Origin of the sequence: Wenyingzhuangia gilva, from assembly GCF_030519655.1 — a bacterium.
In the GTDB taxonomy this organism is placed as follows: Bacteria; Bacteroidota; Bacteroidia; order Flavobacteriales; family Flavobacteriaceae; genus Wenyingzhuangia; species Wenyingzhuangia gilva.
This window is the reverse complement of record NZ_JAUMIT010000001.1, coordinates 309213-326454: the sequence shown is the minus strand read 5'-3', so window position 1 is coordinate 326454 and position 17242 is coordinate 309213. Positions and strand designations below refer to the sequence as shown.

Genomic DNA, 17242 nt, shown 5'->3' with positions numbered 1-17242 from the left:
ACCTCAAAAGCCTTGGCTTTTGAGGTTTTTTATTGCTGTAAACCTTTATGTTATTACTGTTTACTCATTTCCATAATTAATTCTGTTTCGTCTAAGTGAAATAAAATTTTGTTATTTTTTTGTTTGATGACAATTCCCATAATAGAATACTGATTGCTTTGATGACCAATTTTAATATGTTGTTCATTATCTATAAAAATCCAATGGGTATTGTCGGATTTTTCTGTAAATAACTTAAACATGGGAGTGTTAAAAGTAGTGTTGATGTTAAACTTTCCGTTCTTATGAAAACTAAAAGTAGCATTTTTAAATCCATCAGATAAAGCCTGAAATTGAAGATCATCGGGACTATTCACAATTTTATTGACTTTCCATTCTCCAGTAATATCATCTTTGCTTAAATTTTGTCCGTAACAAGTGATTCCAACGATGAATAGAAATAATATAAGTAATGTTTTTTTCATGATGATTGTTTTAATTGTCCATAAATCGCTCAAATCCCCCAAAAGTAGAACTTTCTCCTTTGGATTTTCCGTTCAATCTTGGAGCGTGTTGAATAATTCTATCGGCTAATCTTGAGAATGGTAAACTTTGTAAATACACTTTTCCTGTTCCTTTAATGGTGGCTAAGAACAATCCTTCTCCTCCAAAAAACATCGATTTTAGATTTCCTGCTCTTTTAATATTATAATCTAATCCTTGTGAAAAAGCAACAATACATCCTGTGTCAACCAAAATGGTTTCATTGTTTAATGTTTTTTCTACCACGGTTCCACCAGCATGTAAAAAAGCCAATCCATCTCCTTTTAGTTTTTGAAGAATAAATCCTTCTCCACCAAAGAATCCAGTTCCTAATCTTTGACTAAAAGCGATGCTTACTTGTGTTCCTTTGGCTGCACATAAAAAAGCATCTTTTTGACAAATAATTTGATTACCCATGGTACTTAAATCAATAGGAATAATAGAACCAGGATAAGGAGCAGCAAAACTGACTTCTTTTTTACCAAAACCTACATTGGTAAAATGAGTTAAAAAAATAGATTCCCCAGTTAAGACTCTTTTTCCCACATCTAGTAGTTTACCAAAAACGCTTTGGTTGGGTTGAGAGCCATCACCCATTTTGGCTTCAAATTTAATGTCTTGATCCATCCAGTTCATAGAACCAGCTTCGGCAATAACAGTTTCTTGAGGATCTAATTCAATAGAAACCACTTGCATGTCGTTCCCATGAATGGTGTAATCAATTTTGTGTGAATTCATGTTTTTTTTCTTTAAGTTAATTTTTGATGTTACAATAAACTTGGTGAAAAAGAAATCTCTATTTTTTTAAGAAGAAATCCTTTTACATAGCGTTTTAAATTTAGTGAAAAAGATTGTTTTAGTTTGTTTTTTCTGAAATCATCTTTTCTTATCACAATATTTTTAATAATTAAGCTTTAGGTTGTATCTTTGCACCTCAATTTTAACAACATAGTTAATTAAAATTCAGTACAATGTCTGACATTACCATTAAGATTAAAGATAGAGAAGGAGTAGTTCATGAGTTACAAGCCCCAACAGATATGGCGATGAACATTATGGAACTTTGTAAGGCTTATGAGTTACCTGTAGAAGGAACTTGTGGAGGAATGGCGATGTGTGCTTCTTGTCAATGTTATATTTTATCAGATCATGAATTACCTGAAAAAGGAGATGCTGAAGAAGATATGTTAGATCAGGCATTTTATGTAGAAGACAATTCTCGTTTGGGATGTCAGTTACCAATTACAGAAGAGATGGATGGGTTAGAAATTGAATTGGCTCCAGAGAGTGAAGTTTAGTACAGAAAAAAATTTAAATATAAAAGTTATAAAAAAGCTCAAAACCAAATGGTTTTGAGCTTTTTTAGTATTTAACTCCTGCTAAAATAGAAGTATTTAAATGATTGTTTTTTGGAGGAACAGGACAAATATAATTTTTGTTATAAGCACAATAAGGATTGTAAGCCTTGTTAAAATCTAAAATGATATAACCAGTGTATTCATCAGGAATAGTGGTATCCATATATCTACCTCCAGCATAAGTAGTTTTTCCATTGCTTAAGTCAGTAAAAGGAATGAATAAATAATTTTCATATCCTTTTTTCTTTTTTAGTTCTAAGTTTTGATAAATGCTTAATTGAAATTCTTTGCCATCAATTTTAAAAGTAGCCAATGCATATTGCTGATATGCTTCTGAACTTCCTTTGGTATCTTGAATGTACATGACTGGCGTGTTGAATGTAAATTCTAGTTTGGCTTTTACCTTGTATTTTTCATTTGCAGGAAAAAATGGAAGTCCAGTAAAGTTTTTTATTTTGTGATGTGGTAATGGACTTTCATTTTTGTCTTTAAAATGCACGTTTAATTCTTTTCTATGCTCTTTTATTTCGGTTTGGTAATCTTTGTTCTGAGCAATGCTAAAAGTGCTTAGAAACAAGAAAATTAGAAGTATTTTGTACATATAACTATGCTTTTGTAATTCTTGCTAAATAATCGTAATGATCTCCTTCTAAAATCAATTCACAATTTAAATTGTTATAAACGGCACATCGTTGTAAAGTATTGTAATCTACATAAAGCCAATCAAAAGTTTCTGATTGATGTTCTTGGTAATTCATCCAAAACTGAACTTCTCCATAATAATCTTTAGAAGCATCAATCCAGTGATCTCCGTTTTCATCCTCGTACATGTAAATAATATCAGAAGAATCGATTAAAATCTGTCCGTTCGGATTCAAAAAAGTCGATAAATGAGTTAAGAATGAGGCAAGATTATTAAGTTTTCCACAAATACCTGTTCCGTTCATCAATACCAAAATGGTATCAAATTTTTCATTGGTATTAAAATTATAAATATTGGCAACTTCGGCATTTTTTAAGCCTCTATCTTTGGCTACTTCAATGGCTCCTTCAGAAATATCAATGGCTGTAACTTTTAGATTTTTGTTTTGTAAATACAAAGCATGACTCCCAGCCCCACAACCAATATCTAAAGTGTTTCCTTTGGCAAGTTTTAAAGCTTTTTGCTCAATGACAGGCATTTTATTAAAATCTCTTAATAAATAATCTAAAGGAAGTTCATCTTCTTCTGCAATTGAAGAGTTGGTCAGTAACTTGTCTTTGGTGTTTTTATTAAAATAATAAGCTTTTAAAGCAGTTCCTAAAACGTCTTTCATTATGTTTTAATATTTGTGTACTTAATTTATTGTCAAATAAAAGTTTGTTTTTAACACGTTGATAAACAGTTATGAATAAATAATAACATTGTTTTGGTTTTAAAATTGTCAAATAACAGTCAAATAAGCTTAAGCCCAAAAGGGAATATATTTTTTATATTTTCTAGAATTACTTTCAGGATCATCTTCTTTTATCATTTCTGACTTCAAAGCTTCTTTTATTATTCTTGATGCAATTGCTGAATTTTTACTTTCAATATTAAAACGATCTCTCAATGATTGATTAGTCATGATGTCATTGGATACGTATTTTAAACAAGAGTGTTGATAACATGCTCTAATTTTATCATTTTTATCCATGCTATTTAGTTCCTTGTAGGCATACATTATAATTTTTGTATGTTTTTCTTGAATTAAAAATTTTGGAGCGGGTAGTTGGTACATTTCATTGTAAAAAATCACTTTATCAATACCACTTCCTTTTTCTTCACAAACTCCTAGTCTTCTCATCAAATCAGCTAATACATCATTACGAGATTGATATTCATCGATAAATCTTTCAGGAGTTATTAATGGAATACCTGGATTTGTGATTTCTACTCTGTCTGAAAAGATTTCAATCATTGGAAATCCTTTTTCATCAAAATCTTGATGTATAATTGAATTAGCTATCAGCTCTCTGACAGCTATTTCAGGATACATTCTTTTGTTGTCTCTTAATGCTTTTCCGATTTCTTCATTTTCAGGAAGTTGACTGTTTACCCAGTCTATTAATCCGGTATATCCAGAAACATATCCTTTTATTCCAATTTGCTCTCTAATAGTTTGAATTTTGTTGTTCCCTTTATAAACAATTACTCTAATAGCTTTTCTTTTAAGATCGCCAAATAAGGATAAGTCTTTTGCAAAAAGGATAGCTCCTAAGTTTGTTATAGAATAAGTTCCCTTAATATTTTTATTTATAATCTTTTCAGATGTTAATTTATCAAGTACTGCTTCTCTATTTGAAGGATATGGTATTTTTAATAAATCAAAATATATTTGCGTATCTAGAAGAGAAATAACTTCGTTTGATTCAATGTCCGTTTTTACAATTCTAGACTCAAACTTAGCTTCATTTTTTCTATTCCATATTTTAGATTCTTTTTCGGGGAAATCATTTAAGTGCCTTGTGTAGCTGCCTATTCTAATAAATGCAGTTTTTTTGAATTTGACAGGAACATTTTTTGCTGGAGGTATTATTAGCATTGTAATGTTTATTCCTAGATCATATGTAAATTCATGAATTTGAAAATCAATTCTAGGATTCAACCTTTGTAGTAGCCAATTTTCAAGTTCTTCCTTTCCTTGTTTTGCTTTTTTTAAGCTGAATGTAGTTCCTTTGATTAAATGAGTTTCATCTTCAACTCCAAATACTAGAAAACCATATCTTTTTTTATTTAAAGCAGCTCCGTTGGAAATAGCAGAAATTCTTTCTCCAATTTCTTCATTTGAATGAAAGTTAAGTTTAAACTCAAGCCACTCAGATTCCTGAGAATATGAAACAAGCTCTTTTAACAATTTTTTTAATTCTTTTTCTTCCATATCAAATAACCATCAAATAAGATTTTCCTTTGTTTAAAAGGGATGTAGAGGTTTTTGTATAAAAATATTAAAAACATATCAAATAAAAATCTAAAAACTAAAGTATATAAATATAATTTAATCTCAATATTTGAGAATAATTGTAGATTGTCTTTTTTCTCTTTGTTATTTTTGGCTTTTGAAAAGAAATGAAATGTTGAACATACCACCTGAAGAAGGAGATTTTTATACCAATGGACAAGGCTATCGAGTTTTTACAGAACAATATCATTTAAAAAGAGGGTATTGTTGTAAAAGTGGTTGCAAACATTGTCCGTATGGTTATGATAAAAAAACAGATTCGTTTAAAAAATAAATTGATTATGAAGAAAATAATAGCGCTTGTATTGGTTTTTAGTTTGTCTAGTTGTGCAGAATTGTCACAAATTGTGAGTAGTTTACCTGTAAGTACACAAAATATTAGCAATTTAGATATAGCCAATGGTTTAAAAGCAGCCTTGAATCAAGGAGTGAGTGATCAGGTGAGTAAATTAACTCAAGAAAAAGGTTTTTATAACAATGATTTGGTTCGTATTGCTTTGCCAGAAGATTTACAAAAAATTGATGCAGCTATGAGAAAATATGGCTTGGGTGATTTGGCAGATAAAGGATTGATCGCTTTAAACGCTACAGCAGAAGATGCTGTAAAAACCGCCACTCCTATTTTTGTAGATGCGATTAAAAACATGAGTTTTACTGATGCTCGTAATATTTTAATGGGAGATAATAAAGCTGCAACTACTTACTTAAGTCAGACAACTAATGAGAAATTGTATGCTTCTTTTAGTCCTGTAATAAAAAAGTCTTTTGATAAAGTTGGTGCTGCTGATATTTGGAATACTATTATTACCAAATACAATCAAATTCCTTTTATTAACAAAGTAAATCCTGATTTAACAGATTATGTTACCACTCAAGCTTTGGATGGTGTTTATACCATGATTGCTGTAGAGGAACAAAAAATTAGAACCGATATTTCTGAACGCTCTAGTACGCTATTGAAAAGAGTATTTGCTTTGCAGGATAATAAGTAAGAGTCTTATAACGATAAAAACATTTCGACTCCGCTTGATGAACCTATTTAAAGGTTTTCGAGCGGAGTCGAGAATTTAGTCATTTTCTATTTAAAAGTACTCAATGTAATTCGTTCTCTTAAAGATTTAAAATAATCAAAAGATTTTAAGAGTCTAGATCCAAACCAGCTAAACATTTCACCATCTACATAAACGGCACTGGCATGGTGGGTAAAACGTCCCATTTCAAACACGTGTTTGTCTTTAAAAGGAAAAGGTTCGGAAGAAAAGAACACAAAATCAGGATCTCCTTCTAATCTTATTCTTTTAGCTTCTATAGTTGGGTAACTTTCTTTTTTGTTTTTATAAATATTATCAAATTTATTTAAGGTTAACAAAGAGTTGATAAATGTGTTATCTCCTGCTGCCATCCATGGATTGTACCAAATAAAATAGGCTGATTTTTTAACTTCAAAATCTTTAATAAACCAGTTGAAATCCTCTAGTTTTAAGTTGATTTTATTACTAATTAACTGCGCATCAACCCTACGGTTTAGCATCAATCCCATTTTTTGAATCATACGAACTGCATCTTCAATATTGTTTACTACAGTTACATAAACTTGCGTGAATTCTTGTAATTGTTTTACAATTTCGGGAGTGTTTTCTTCTTTGTTACAAAAAACAATGTCAGGTTGTAATTCTTTTATTTTATCAATTTTAGCATCTTTTGTACCTCCAACAATTGTTTTGGTATGCTTAAAATGGACTGGGTGAACACAAAACTTTGTAATTCCTACAATATTGTCTTCTAGGTTTAAATCGTATAAAGTTTCTGTAATAGAAGGCACCAAAGAAACAATTTTCTTAGGTGTTTTATCAAAATTCAACTCGTTTCCTAAATCATCAAAAAAAGTCATTAGGCAATTTTGTTATCAGCTAAAATACTAGCCATTTGTTCTTGTAATTTTTTTGCTTCTGTTTGTGCAGCATTGGCAAAATCTTCTCCGTTGCTAGCATAAATAATTCCTCTAGAGGAGTTGATTAACAAACCAATGTTTTCTTTGTTAATTCCATATTCACAAACACCTTCTAAACTCCCTCCTTGAGCACCTACTCCTGGAACTAATAAAAAGTTGTTTGGAGCAATTTCTCTTATTCCTTTAAAGTATTCTGCTTTGGTAGCCCCAACTACAAACATTAAATTTTCTGAGTTTTCCCATGTTAAAGATGTTTTGATAACCTCTTTGTACAAAGGTTCTTCATTTATTAAATCTTTTCCTTGAAAATCTAATCCTCCTTTGTTAGAGGTTAAAGCTAACATAATAGTAAACTTATCTTTAAAAGCTAAAAATGGCTCTACAGAATCGCTTCCCATGTAAGGAGCCACAGTTACTGAATCAAAATTTAAATCTTCAAAAAAAGCTTTGGCATACATGGTAGAAGTGTTTCCAATGTCTCCACGTTTTGCATCGGCAATGGTAAAAATTTCAGGATAATTTTGGTTGATGTAATTGATGGTTTTGTCTAAAGATTGCCAACCTTTAATTCCGTAAGCTTCATAAAAAGCGGTGTTAGGTTTATAGGCAACTGTTAGGTGATGAGTAGCATCAATAATTTGTTTGTTAAACTCAAAAATTGGATCTTCTGTATTTAATAAATGTGGTGGGATTTTAGTGATATCAACATCTAAACCTACACATAAAAAAGATTTTTTCTTTTTAATTTCTCCAACCAATTCTGTAATTGTCATCTGTATATTTTTTACCGTTTTTCTAAGCTGTAAAAATACAGATATCCTTAGAAATAAACATGATTAATTATAGTTCGTACTTTTTAGCAGCATCTAATTTTATAAAAATGAATAATAACATGGTAAATCCCCATAAAGAAGAACCACCGTAGCTAAAAAAGGGTAGTGGAATACCAATGGTTGGGAATAAGCCAATGACCATGGCAACGTTGATTAATACATGAAAAAAGAAGACACAAGCTACTCCGTAACCATATATTCTACTAAATTTAGATTTTTGGTTTTCTGCTAAGAAAAGAATTCTTAGAATAAATGACATAAATAATATAACGACCAAAGCAGAACCCCAAAATCCCCATTCTTCTCCAATGGTGCTAAAAATATAATCGGTGTCTTGTTCTGGTACAAATTTACCTTGTGTTCTATCTCCTTGTAAATATCCTTTACCCCAAAAACCGCCTGAAGCAATAGTTTTTATAGATTGATAGGTATTGTATCCAATATCACTAGTGTCATTACTTAAGCCTAATAAAATATTGAATCTATCTCTGTGTCTTTGTTGAAAAACATAGTGAAATAAAAAATATACACTATAAATATATCCACTAACAATTGTTAAAATACCAATGATTTTAGGCCAAACAAAACGCAATATTTTTTTACGGACTTTTGAAATATACCAAAGAATGATGGCTGTAATGATGCAAGCTCCAGCAATGACATATACATAACCAAAAACCAAAGTGGTTACAAAAAGCACAATTGCTAAGGTTCCGATGATTAGAATATTTGAATGTAAACCTTCTCTGTAAAATAGTAAGATAAAAGATACATAAACTAGTGCTGATCCAGGGTCAGGTTGTAAGGTGATTAAGATGGCTGGAACCGTAATAATTACAAAAGTTTTTACCTTGTTTATAAAAGGTTTGAAACTAAACTGACGTTCATTTAAAAGTCTTGCCAATGCCAATACAGTTCCTGTTTTGGCAAATTCTGTGGGTTGAATACTAAAACTACCAATAGCATACCAAGACGTAGCACCGTTTATGTTTTTACCAACAAGAAAAAGCCCAGCAAGTAAGAGCATGCAAGCCAAATAAATATAAGCGGCAAATTTTTCGTAAAAACTACTTTCTATAAAAAGTAAAAAAATGGCAATCACAACAGAAAGCCCCATCCAAATAATTTGCTTTCCGTAACGAGTACTAAAATCTAAAATTTCTTGATGGTTTTCAGAACTGGAGGCAGCATATATATTCATCCAACCAAAACAGATAAGAATGATATATATAAAAACCAATAGCCAGTCTATATGCGGTAATAAGTTAATTCTGTGATTTCTCAAGTAATTGTATTGAAAGTTGTTTTTTATATTCTGCTTCTAAAGAAGTATTGATAATTCTATCTTCCCACCATTTTAAGGAAGTAGAAGTCCCTTTTAAATATTTTTCTATCATTAAACTTGCAATTGGGGCAGCAATGGTAGAACCAAAACCTCCGTTTTCGACAAAAATAGCCAAAGCAATTTTAGGATTGTCCTTTGGGGCGAAGGCTACAAAAATAGAGTGATCTGCTAATTCATATTTTACACCATTTTTACGAATATAATTTTGAACAGTTCCCGTTTTACCACAAATATCTATATCCTTTATTTGTACATGTTTTGCTGTTCCGTTTTGATAAACATCGAACATCCCTTCAATAACTGGTTCAAAGTTTTTGGCATCAATAGTGGTTTGTTTTTTGGTGGTGAATTTTTCTATGTCAATAGGGTTCCCATTTATTTTTTTTAATACATGTGGTGTAAAATAATATCCTCTGTTGGCTATAGCGGCAATCATGTTTGCTAATTGAATAGGAGTGGTTACAATTTCTCCCTGACCGATAGCGTTCGAAATAGTGGTGGTATACCTCCAAGTTTTTCTTGGATATACTTTATCATAATAATCAGCAGAAGGAATAAATCCCTTGGTACCTATAGGCAAATCATATCCTAAAAAATCTCCCAAACCAAAACTTCGTAAATGTTCAGCCCAATGGGTTAAGCTCTCTTGTGAGGTATCATATTTTTCAAGTAGTAATTTATAAACGTTAGAAAAGTAACTATTACAAGATTTTGCAATTCCAAGTCTTAAATCTATAGCTCTACCAGTAATACCACAATGACATCCCATAAAGTTAGTTGCTTTATTTCCATATCTATATCCGTGGTGACAATAAAAACCAGTATTTGGAGTGATGACATTTTCCTGTAAACCAATTAAACCTTCTACTAGTTTAAAAGGAGATCCAGGTGCGTAGGCTGCCTGTAAACCACGATCTAGCATGGGTTTGTTTATACTGTCATTAAAAAGCATGACTGAGTTTTTAGATCGCTCTCTACCTACCATTAAATTGGGATCGTAACTAGGAGCGGTCACTAGTGCTAAAATTTCTCCAGTATTTGGTTCAATGGCTACAATTCCACCTCTTTTGTTGCTCATTAACAATTCTCCATAAGCTTGTAAATCTAAATCTATGGTGAGTGATATATCTTCACCGGGTTGAGGGAGCGTGTCATAAATACCTTCTTTATACGGACCAATGACTTTGTTTAATCTATTCCTAAGTTTGTAAGAAACACCTTTTGTACCTCTAAGAATGTCTTCATATTCTTTTTCAATACCTTGTGTTCCTACCAACTCTCCTTGTTCGTAATAAGGATTTTTTTTAGCTAAGTATTCGTTTACTTCATTGATATAACCCAATATATTTGCAGCAGATTTATGAGGGTATTTTCTTAAAGATTTACGTTGTATGGAGAATCCTTTGTATTTATGAATTTTTTCTTGTAGATAGGCATAATCTTCTTTGGATAGTTGACTTAAAAATACCGAAGGTAGCCATGGAGAATAATTTCTAGCCCTGTCTAGTTTTGTAATAAGGTATTTCTTGTCAATTTTTAACAAACTACAAAATTCAATTGTATCAAATGCTTTAACTTCATTAGGGATGACCTTAACATCATAAGTTTGTTCATTTGCCACTAATAATTTACCATTTCTATCATATACAAAACCTCTTTCAGGGTATGTATAAATTCGTTTGATGGCAGATCCACTTAGGGAAATTTCATTGCTATCATGATGAACAATTTGTAAGAAAAAAAGTCTTGCAACAAATATAAACCCTGTAATTATAACTAGTAAAGGAAATAACAGGCTTCTTTTTTTCATTGCTTTTTGGTTGAGGTAAATATGGATAAGAAAATTACAACCACAAAGGTAGTAAATAAAGTATTAGTGAAAGTTTTGAATAAGATGGTTCCAATGTAGGAAACGCTAAAATATTCTAAAACGTATACAATGAATTGATGAATAAAAGCCAAACTTAAAATAAGCGTTATTTTAGGTAATGTACCGTAGTTGCTATATTTAAAAAGCTTTAAGTTTAAGTCTTTATCATTAAAAATAAATTTAATAATAGGAAGTCTTACATAGCAAATAAACAAAAGTGCAGCCGTATTTACTCCACCTGAATTGCTAAAAGAATCTAATAAAATTCCAAATAAGAAAGTACTTAATAATAGGCCTGTAATGTCTTTTTTAAGTGGATACCACATAACAAAAAGCAAGCATATTTGAGGATTGATATATCCAAAAATTCGCAAGTGATTTGCAATGAGTACCTGTAAAGGAATCAATAACAAAAAACGACCTAGTATTTTAAAAAAGTCACTATTCATTTCTTCGTTTTTCTAGGTTATCAATTTCAATTTTATGTAAATTTTTAATAATGTAAACATTACTTACATTTCTTACATCATTAAACAAAGCCACATTAATTTGGTCGTATCTATTGTTACGATAAGTGATATTAGAAACACTCCCAATTAAAATTCCAGCAGGAAAAATACTAGATCTACCTCCTGTTACAATGGTATCTCCTACTTTTAAAATAGCTTGTCTAGGAATGTCTTTTAATTGTACTTCTTTTGTTGATTTACCATTCCAAGAAAGCGTTCCAAAATAATCGGCATTTTTTAATTTTGCGTTTACTTTAAAATTGGTGTTTAAAACAGAAATAGCAGAAACATAGTTGTTAGAAACGTTAGTTGTTATTCCTATAATACCTTTTGGATTTACAACAGCCATATCTACATTGATACTATCATTTAATCCTTTGTCTATAGTTAAAAAATTGTTACTCTTGTGAAAATCATTATTAACAATTTTTGCAGGAGTATAGGTATATTTCTGTTGATTTAGAGAGTCAATACTATCTAAAAATATTGTTTTTTTAGGAGTACTAGCATTAATATAATTGATGAGTTTAGTGTTTTCCTCTGCTAATAATTGGTTTTCCTCTCTTAGATGTAAATAATCTCTAAATGAAGTTACGCTATTATACAATCCCCCTGAAATTTCATTTGCGGAATTGATAAACTTACTTTTTCTATAAGAGTGAAGTTGAATGGTTAAAAACAATGCAATCAATTCTAAAACAAAAAATAAGAGGAAGCTCATGTTTTTTTGAATTAAATATAAAATGAATTGCATGTGCCTAACTTAATAATACAGATTTATATTTTTCTAATTCTTTTAAAGCAATTCCAGTACCTCTTACAACAGCTCTTAACGGATCTTCTGCAATGTATACTGGTAAGTCTGTTTTTCTAGATAAACGTTTATCTAAACCTCTTAGCATAGATCCTCCACCGGCCATATAGATACCTGTGTTATAAATATCTGCTGCTAATTCTGGAGGTGTAGATGATAAACATTCCATCACAGCGTCTTCAATTCTAAGAATAGATTTGTCCAAAGCTTTGGCAATTTCTCTATAAGAAACTTGTACTTGTTTTGGTTTACCACTTAACAAATCACGACCTTGAACCAGCATGTCATCCGGAGGGGTTTCTAAATCTTCGGTCGCTGCACCAATTTGTATTTTAATTTTTTCGGCAGTTGTTTCTCCAACATGTAAGTTGTGTTGGGTACGCATATAGTACATAATGTCGTTGGTAAATAAATCACCCGCAACTTTAACAGATTTGTCACAAACAATTCCTGCAAGTGCAATCACTGCAATTTCTGTGGTACCACCACCTATATCAATAATCATGTTACCTCTAGGCTCCATAATGTCTATACCTACCCCAATGGCAGCAGCCATTGGTTCGTAGATAAGGTATATTTCTTTTGCATTCATGTGAATAGCAGAGTCTCTTACGGCTCTTTTTTCTACTTCTGTAATTCCAGATGGAATACAAATAACCATTCTTAATGAAGGAGCAAAAACTTTCTTTTTGATAGAAGGAATACTTTTTACAAACTCTTTAATCATTTCTTCTGATGCTTGGAAATCTGCAATCACCCCATCTTTTAATGGACGGATGGTTTTGATATTTTCATGCGTTTTTCCTTGCATCAAACTAGCATCTCTACCAGTAGCGATAATTTTTCCAGTGGTCCTATCTCTTGCCACAATAGAGGGTGAGTCAATCACTACTTTTCCATCGTGAATGATAAGTGTGTTGGCTGTACCTAAATCAATAGCAATGTCTTCGGTCCAAAAGTCAAAAAATCCCATGTTTCTAGTTTGTATTTTTAATTTGTATATAATCTATCAAATGTAATCAAATTAATGTTTGAAATGACGAGTTCCTGTCATTACCATTCCAATTCCATTTTGGTCACAATAATCAATAGATAATTGATCTTTTATTGATCCGCCAGGTTGAATTACAGCTTCTATTCCAGCTTTGTGAGCAATTTCTACACAATCAGGGAAAGGGAAAAAAGCATCACTTGCCATCACTGCACCTTTTAAATCAAACTTAAAATGATTTGCTTTTGCAATGGCTTGCTCTAAAGCATCTACACGAGATGTTTGTCCAGTTCCACCTGCACATAACGTTTTATTCTTTACTAATATTATAGTATTTGATTTGGTATGCTTACAAATTTTTGAAGCGAACAATAAATCTTCAATTTGAGCATCAGTAACCACTTTTTTAGTTACGTTTTTCAAATCTTCTCTTTTGTCAGTAATTAAGTTTGCATCTTGGAATAAAACTCCATTTAAAGCCGTACGGTAAGAAATTTTTGGTAACTCAACATCTTTTAAAATTAAGATGACTCTGTTTTTCTTTCCTTTTAAAATTTCTAAAGCATCTGCATCATAAGCAGGTGCAATTACCACTTCGCAGAATAATTTGTGAATTTCTTCTGCAGTTGCTACATCAATAGTTTTGTTAGCAATTAAAACCCCTCCAAAAGCAGAAGTTGGATCACCAGCCAAAGCATCAACATAAGCATCTTTTAAATTATCTCTTTGTGCAAAACCACAAGCATTGTTGTGTTTTAAAATAGCAAAAGTTGGAGCTTCTCCTTTAAATTCGTTAATTAAATTTACAGCAGCATCTACATCTAACAAGTTGTTAAATGATAATTCTTTACCGTGTAATTTTTCGAACATTGCCTCTAAATCACCGTAAAAAGCACCTTTTTGATGAGGGTTTTCTCCGTAACGTAAAGGAGTTACTTTGTCAAAAGATTGACGGAAGTTTGTTTCCTCTTCGTTCATATAATTGTAGATAGCAGAATCGTAGTGGCTAGACACAGCAAAAGCTTTTGCAGAAAAACGCTTACGATCTTCTATCGATGTATTTCCGTTATCAACAGAAATAATGTTTAAAAATTCATCGTATTGTTCCATTGAAGAAACACAGATCACATCTTTAAAGTTTTTAGCAGCCGCTCTAATTAAAGAAATTCCACCGATATCAATTTTTTCAATAATATCTTGTTCAGGAGCACCACTTGCTACTGTTTTTTCAAAAGGGTATAAATCAACAATCACAATATCCATTTCTGGAATTTCAAACTCAGCCAATTGCGCTTTGTCTCCTTCGTTGTCTCTACGGCTTAAAATACCTCCAAATACTTTTGGGTGTAAAGTTTTAACACGTCCCCCTAAAATTGATGGATATGAAGTAATGTCTTCAACAGCCACACAATCAATACCTAAGTCTCTAATGAATTTTTCAGTTCCACCAGTTGTGTAAATAGTAATTCCTAACTCGTTAAATTTTCTAACAATTGGCTCTAAACCATCTTTGTGAAATACTGAAATTAAAGCTGATTTAGCTTGCTTATTAGTGCTCATTTTTATGAATTTCGATTAAAAAGGCAAAATTACTAAAAGTCGCTCAAACGCTAAACTATTGAACTGTTTTATTATCAAACTTTTATTTATTTTTTCTGTATTTTCTTTTTAAAGTTTAAATTTGGGTATAAATTGAAGGTTTACTATGAAGAATAAAAAGATTTGGTGGTTCTTGTTGCGTTTTTTTGGAACCTATTTTTTACTTTTCTTAGGGTATTCTTTTTTCTTACTATCAACGCAAAGTAAGGCTCCAAATTTTAAATCAGATCCTATTACGCAGCACGTAGCCAAAAGTACTGAATGGATGTTGAATATTTGGGGAGCCAAGGCACATGTTGAGCAGCATTCAACCGAATTATCTCTAAAACTTTTTATGGAAGATAATTATGTGGCTAGAGTGATAGAAGGATGTAATTCTATGAGTATTATTATTTTATTTGTTGCTTTTGTTGTTGCATTTAGAGGAGCATGGAAAAAAACTTTTTTGTTTGCTTTTGTTGGAGGAATTACCATTTATTTTGTCAATATCTTTAGAATAGCATTGTTGTCCTATGGGATGGTTTATTTTAAACAATATGAAATGATATTGCACGATTTATTATTTCCTGCTTTTATTTATGGTTATGTGTTTTTATTGTGGGTAATTTGGGTAAACCGTTTTTCTAATTTAAAAAAGAAATAAGATGAAAAGGTGGGCCAGATTTGTTCTAGTAGCGTTGTTGTTTTTCTGCTTTATATTGGTTAGGGCTTATCAAGTTGATTTGTTTTATGATCCTTTAGAAGCTTATTTTGAGAATGATTATTTGTATTTGCCTTTGCCTGAGGTTGATAAAAGCAGATTGTTTATTTCTTATTTTTTTAGATATTTTATCAACTCCATTATATCTTTTGCCATTTTAAAAATAGCATTTCCTCATCGTTCATTTATAAGAACCATTGCTTTTTTTTACTTATTGGCTTTTGTTTTGCTGTCTTCTATTCTTTTTAGCTTGATGTTTTTTAAGATTGATGTAGGATATTTATTCCCTTTTTATATTCGAAGGTTTATCATACATCCTGTCTTTATTATTGTTTTGCTCCCATTTATTTATTTGATGAGAAAACGTTACAGAATGAATTTAAAAAGATGATTGATTAATATGATTTAGTTAACACTTAACTGTAATTCATGTTGTATTTTTGCTGCTTAATTTTATTATATGTGGATTTATTTTGGTTTAACAGCCGCATTGTTTTTAAGTCTCAATTCAATATGTAGAAAAAGAAGTGTAAAAGGGAATGCGCTTTTTCCTGTGCTTTTAATTAGTAATGGGATTAGCACTTTGTTGATTTTTCCACTTTTTGTTGCTTCTTTTTTTTATCCTGAATATCTTAAACAAATAGGAATGTACATTCCTAATATTGCTATTGAAGATCATTTTTTTATAGGTATAAAATCGTTAATTATGACTTGTTCTTGGGTGTTGACATTTTATGCATTAAAGCATTTGCCTATTACTATTGTAACTCCAATTAGGGCAGCAGGACCATTTTTTACTTTTTTAGGTGCTATTATTATTTATAGAGAAAACCCTAGTACGCTACAATGGGTAGGTTTTTTTACCATCGTAATTTCTATGCTTGCTTATTCACAAATAGGAAAAAAAGAAGGAATAATATTTAAAAGTAACAAAGCCATTTTTGCGATTATTGGAGCTACCTTTTTAGGAGCTTGTAGTGGTTTGTATGATAAGTTTTTATTTCAATATCAACAATATGAAGTGATAACTGTACAATGGTGGTTTTTTTGTTATGTAACCATTTTTATGTCTGCACTTGTTTATTTTGTGTACCTACCTAAAAAAGAAGAAATAGGTAAATTTACCTGGCATTGGTCTATTGCAGCTATTGGTGTTTTAATGCTTTTGGCAGATTACTTCTATTTTAAAGGATTACAAGATCCAGAAGTGTTAATCATGTTGATGTCTGCACTAAAAAGAAGTCAAATATTATTTACGGTTTTAATAGGTGGTTTAATTTTTAAAGAGAAGAATAAAAAGCTAAAATTAATTCCGTTGTGTGGTGTTATTATAGGTGTGTTGTGTTTAATTTATAGTGCCTAGTTTTTAAATAGAAACCAATATAACAGCAACCAAACCTAAAATAATTCCAATAACTTTTAGTAGGGTTAATTTTTCTGCTAAAAAAATAACACCTAGGGCAATGGTTACTAGCAATGCCAAATTTCTAATGGGAACTACTGTGCTTAACTTTCCGTGTTTTAAAGCCAAGAACCAACATACTTGAGCCAATCCACCCAATACCCCTCCAATCACCAAAAACTTAAGGTGTTTCATGTCTAACTTAGTTTTTTCTACTATCGCTAAAACAGCTAAAACAATCATGTGACTTACAATAAATATGGAGGCTCCGAGTCCTGTAGAGAAAAAAGGAGTTCCTTGTTTGTAAAAAAAGACACACGAACCAAAAAGAATCATTGCTAAAATAGCGTACACGATAGACATAAAA

At 31.0% G+C, this 17242-nt stretch carries 20 protein-coding genes; 6 read left to right on the top strand and 14 right to left on the bottom strand.

Annotation, left to right across the window (positions count from 1 at the left end; all coding sequences use genetic code 11):
- Nucleotides 1–53 precede the first annotated feature (53 nt).
- Both QVZ41_RS01585 and QVZ41_RS01580 read right to left on the bottom strand, forming a co-directional pair.
- The gene (locus QVZ41_RS01585) at nt 54–464 is read right to left on the bottom strand and encodes a hypothetical protein (protein WP_302882788.1); all 411 of its coding nucleotides are present in this window, start codon (nt 462–464) and stop codon (nt 54–56) included.
- A 10-nt stretch (nt 465–474) separates the two neighbouring features.
- Entirely contained in the window at nt 475–1260 is a 786-nt protein-coding gene (locus QVZ41_RS01580; RefSeq protein ID WP_302882787.1) for a TIGR00266 family protein, read from the bottom strand.
- A gap of 233 nt (nt 1261–1493) precedes the next feature.
- Here QVZ41_RS01580 and QVZ41_RS01575 point away from each other — a divergent pair, with 233 nt between their 5' ends.
- Nucleotides 1494–1820, top strand: coding sequence for a 2Fe-2S iron-sulfur cluster-binding protein (locus QVZ41_RS01575; protein WP_302882786.1), 327 nt, complete (start codon nt 1494–1496; stop codon nt 1818–1820).
- 64 nt (nt 1821–1884) lie between these two features.
- Here QVZ41_RS01575 and QVZ41_RS01570 read toward each other — a convergent pair whose 3' ends face one another.
- From QVZ41_RS01570 to QVZ41_RS01560, 3 genes are all read right to left on the bottom strand, one after another.
- The gene (locus QVZ41_RS01570; protein ID WP_302882785.1) at nt 1885–2481 is read right to left on the bottom strand and encodes a DUF1684 domain-containing protein; all 597 of its coding nucleotides are present in this window, start codon (nt 2479–2481) and stop codon (nt 1885–1887) included.
- A gap of 4 nt (nt 2482–2485) precedes the next feature.
- Nucleotides 2486–3196, bottom strand: a complete 711-nt coding sequence (locus QVZ41_RS01565; RefSeq protein WP_302882784.1) for a class I SAM-dependent methyltransferase — start codon at nt 3194–3196, stop codon at nt 2486–2488.
- Between the two features lie 129 nt (nt 3197–3325).
- Nucleotides 3326–4780, bottom strand: a complete 1455-nt coding sequence (locus tag QVZ41_RS01560) for an ATP-binding protein (RefSeq protein ID WP_302882783.1) — start codon at nt 4778–4780, stop codon at nt 3326–3328.
- A gap of 193 nt (nt 4781–4973) precedes the next feature.
- Here QVZ41_RS01560 and QVZ41_RS01555 point away from each other — a divergent pair, with 193 nt between their 5' ends.
- A complete protein-coding gene (locus QVZ41_RS01555) occupies nt 4974–5135 on the top strand; it encodes a C1orf53 family protein (RefSeq protein ID WP_302882782.1) in 162 nt (53 codons plus the stop codon).
- 7 nt (nt 5136–5142) lie between these two features.
- On the top strand, nt 5143–5853 hold the full coding sequence (locus tag QVZ41_RS01550) for a DUF4197 domain-containing protein (protein WP_302882781.1): 711 nt from the start codon (nt 5143–5145) through the stop codon (nt 5851–5853).
- 86 nt (nt 5854–5939) lie between these two features.
- Here QVZ41_RS01550 and QVZ41_RS01545 read toward each other — a convergent pair whose 3' ends face one another.
- The 8 genes from QVZ41_RS01545 to purH form a co-directional block, all read right to left on the bottom strand.
- Nucleotides 5940–6752, bottom strand: a complete 813-nt coding sequence (locus QVZ41_RS01545; protein ID WP_302882780.1) for an ABC transporter substrate-binding protein — start codon at nt 6750–6752, stop codon at nt 5940–5942.
- Entirely contained in the window at nt 6752–7585 is an 834-nt protein-coding gene (gene pyrF, locus QVZ41_RS01540) for an orotidine-5'-phosphate decarboxylase (RefSeq protein ID WP_302882779.1), read from the bottom strand. Before pyrF ends, QVZ41_RS01545 begins: the two co-directional genes overlap by 1 nt.
- 67 nt (nt 7586–7652) lie before the next feature.
- On the bottom strand, nt 7653–8930 hold the full coding sequence (gene rodA, locus QVZ41_RS01535) for a rod shape-determining protein RodA (RefSeq protein ID WP_302882778.1): 1278 nt from the start codon (nt 8928–8930) through the stop codon (nt 7653–7655).
- On the bottom strand, nt 8911–10800 hold the full coding sequence (gene mrdA, locus QVZ41_RS01530) for a penicillin-binding protein 2 (protein WP_302882777.1): 1890 nt from the start codon (nt 10798–10800) through the stop codon (nt 8911–8913). The genes rodA and mrdA overlap by 20 nt, the downstream gene beginning before the upstream one ends.
- The gene (locus QVZ41_RS01525) at nt 10797–11309 is read right to left on the bottom strand and encodes a hypothetical protein (RefSeq protein ID WP_302882776.1); all 513 of its coding nucleotides are present in this window, start codon (nt 11307–11309) and stop codon (nt 10797–10799) included. Before QVZ41_RS01525 ends, mrdA begins: the two co-directional genes overlap by 4 nt.
- Nucleotides 11302–12123 (bottom strand): rod shape-determining protein MreC, encoded by an 822-nt coding sequence (mreC, locus tag QVZ41_RS01520; RefSeq protein WP_302882775.1) that lies wholly within the window; start codon nt 12121–12123, stop codon nt 11302–11304. The genes QVZ41_RS01525 and mreC overlap by 8 nt, the downstream gene beginning before the upstream one ends.
- Nucleotides 12124–12127: 4 nt before the next feature.
- Nucleotides 12128–13156 (bottom strand): rod shape-determining protein, encoded by a 1029-nt coding sequence (locus QVZ41_RS01515; protein ID WP_073121913.1) that lies wholly within the window; start codon nt 13154–13156, stop codon nt 12128–12130.
- A gap of 51 nt (nt 13157–13207) precedes the next feature.
- Nucleotides 13208–14734: a bifunctional phosphoribosylaminoimidazolecarboxamide formyltransferase/IMP cyclohydrolase gene (gene purH, locus QVZ41_RS01510; protein WP_302882774.1), complete on the bottom strand. Its 1527-nt coding sequence runs from the start codon at nt 14732–14734 to the stop codon at nt 13208–13210.
- Between the two features lie 145 nt (nt 14735–14879).
- Between purH and xrtF the strand changes: the two genes are divergently transcribed.
- The 3 genes from xrtF to QVZ41_RS01495 all read left to right on the top strand — a co-directional run bounded on the left by xrtF (nt 14880) and on the right by QVZ41_RS01495 (nt 16836).
- Nucleotides 14880–15416 carry an exosortase family protein XrtF gene (gene xrtF / locus QVZ41_RS01505; protein WP_302882773.1) on the top strand — a complete coding sequence of 179 codons (537 nt, stop codon included), beginning with the start codon at nt 14880–14882 and terminating at the stop codon, nt 15414–15416.
- Between the two features lies 1 nt (nt 15417).
- Entirely contained in the window at nt 15418–15864 is a 447-nt protein-coding gene (locus QVZ41_RS01500) for an exosortase F system-associated membrane protein (protein ID WP_302882772.1), read from the top strand.
- Nucleotides 15865–15933: 69 nt separating this feature from the next.
- Entirely contained in the window at nt 15934–16836 is a 903-nt protein-coding gene (locus QVZ41_RS01495) for an EamA family transporter (protein ID WP_302882770.1), read from the top strand.
- 3 nt (nt 16837–16839) lie between these two features.
- Here QVZ41_RS01495 and QVZ41_RS01490 read toward each other — a convergent pair whose 3' ends face one another.
- A complete protein-coding gene (locus tag QVZ41_RS01490; RefSeq protein ID WP_302882769.1) occupies nt 16840–17238 on the bottom strand; it encodes an EamA family transporter in 399 nt (132 codons plus the stop codon).
- Nucleotides 17239–17242 lie beyond the last annotated feature (4 nt).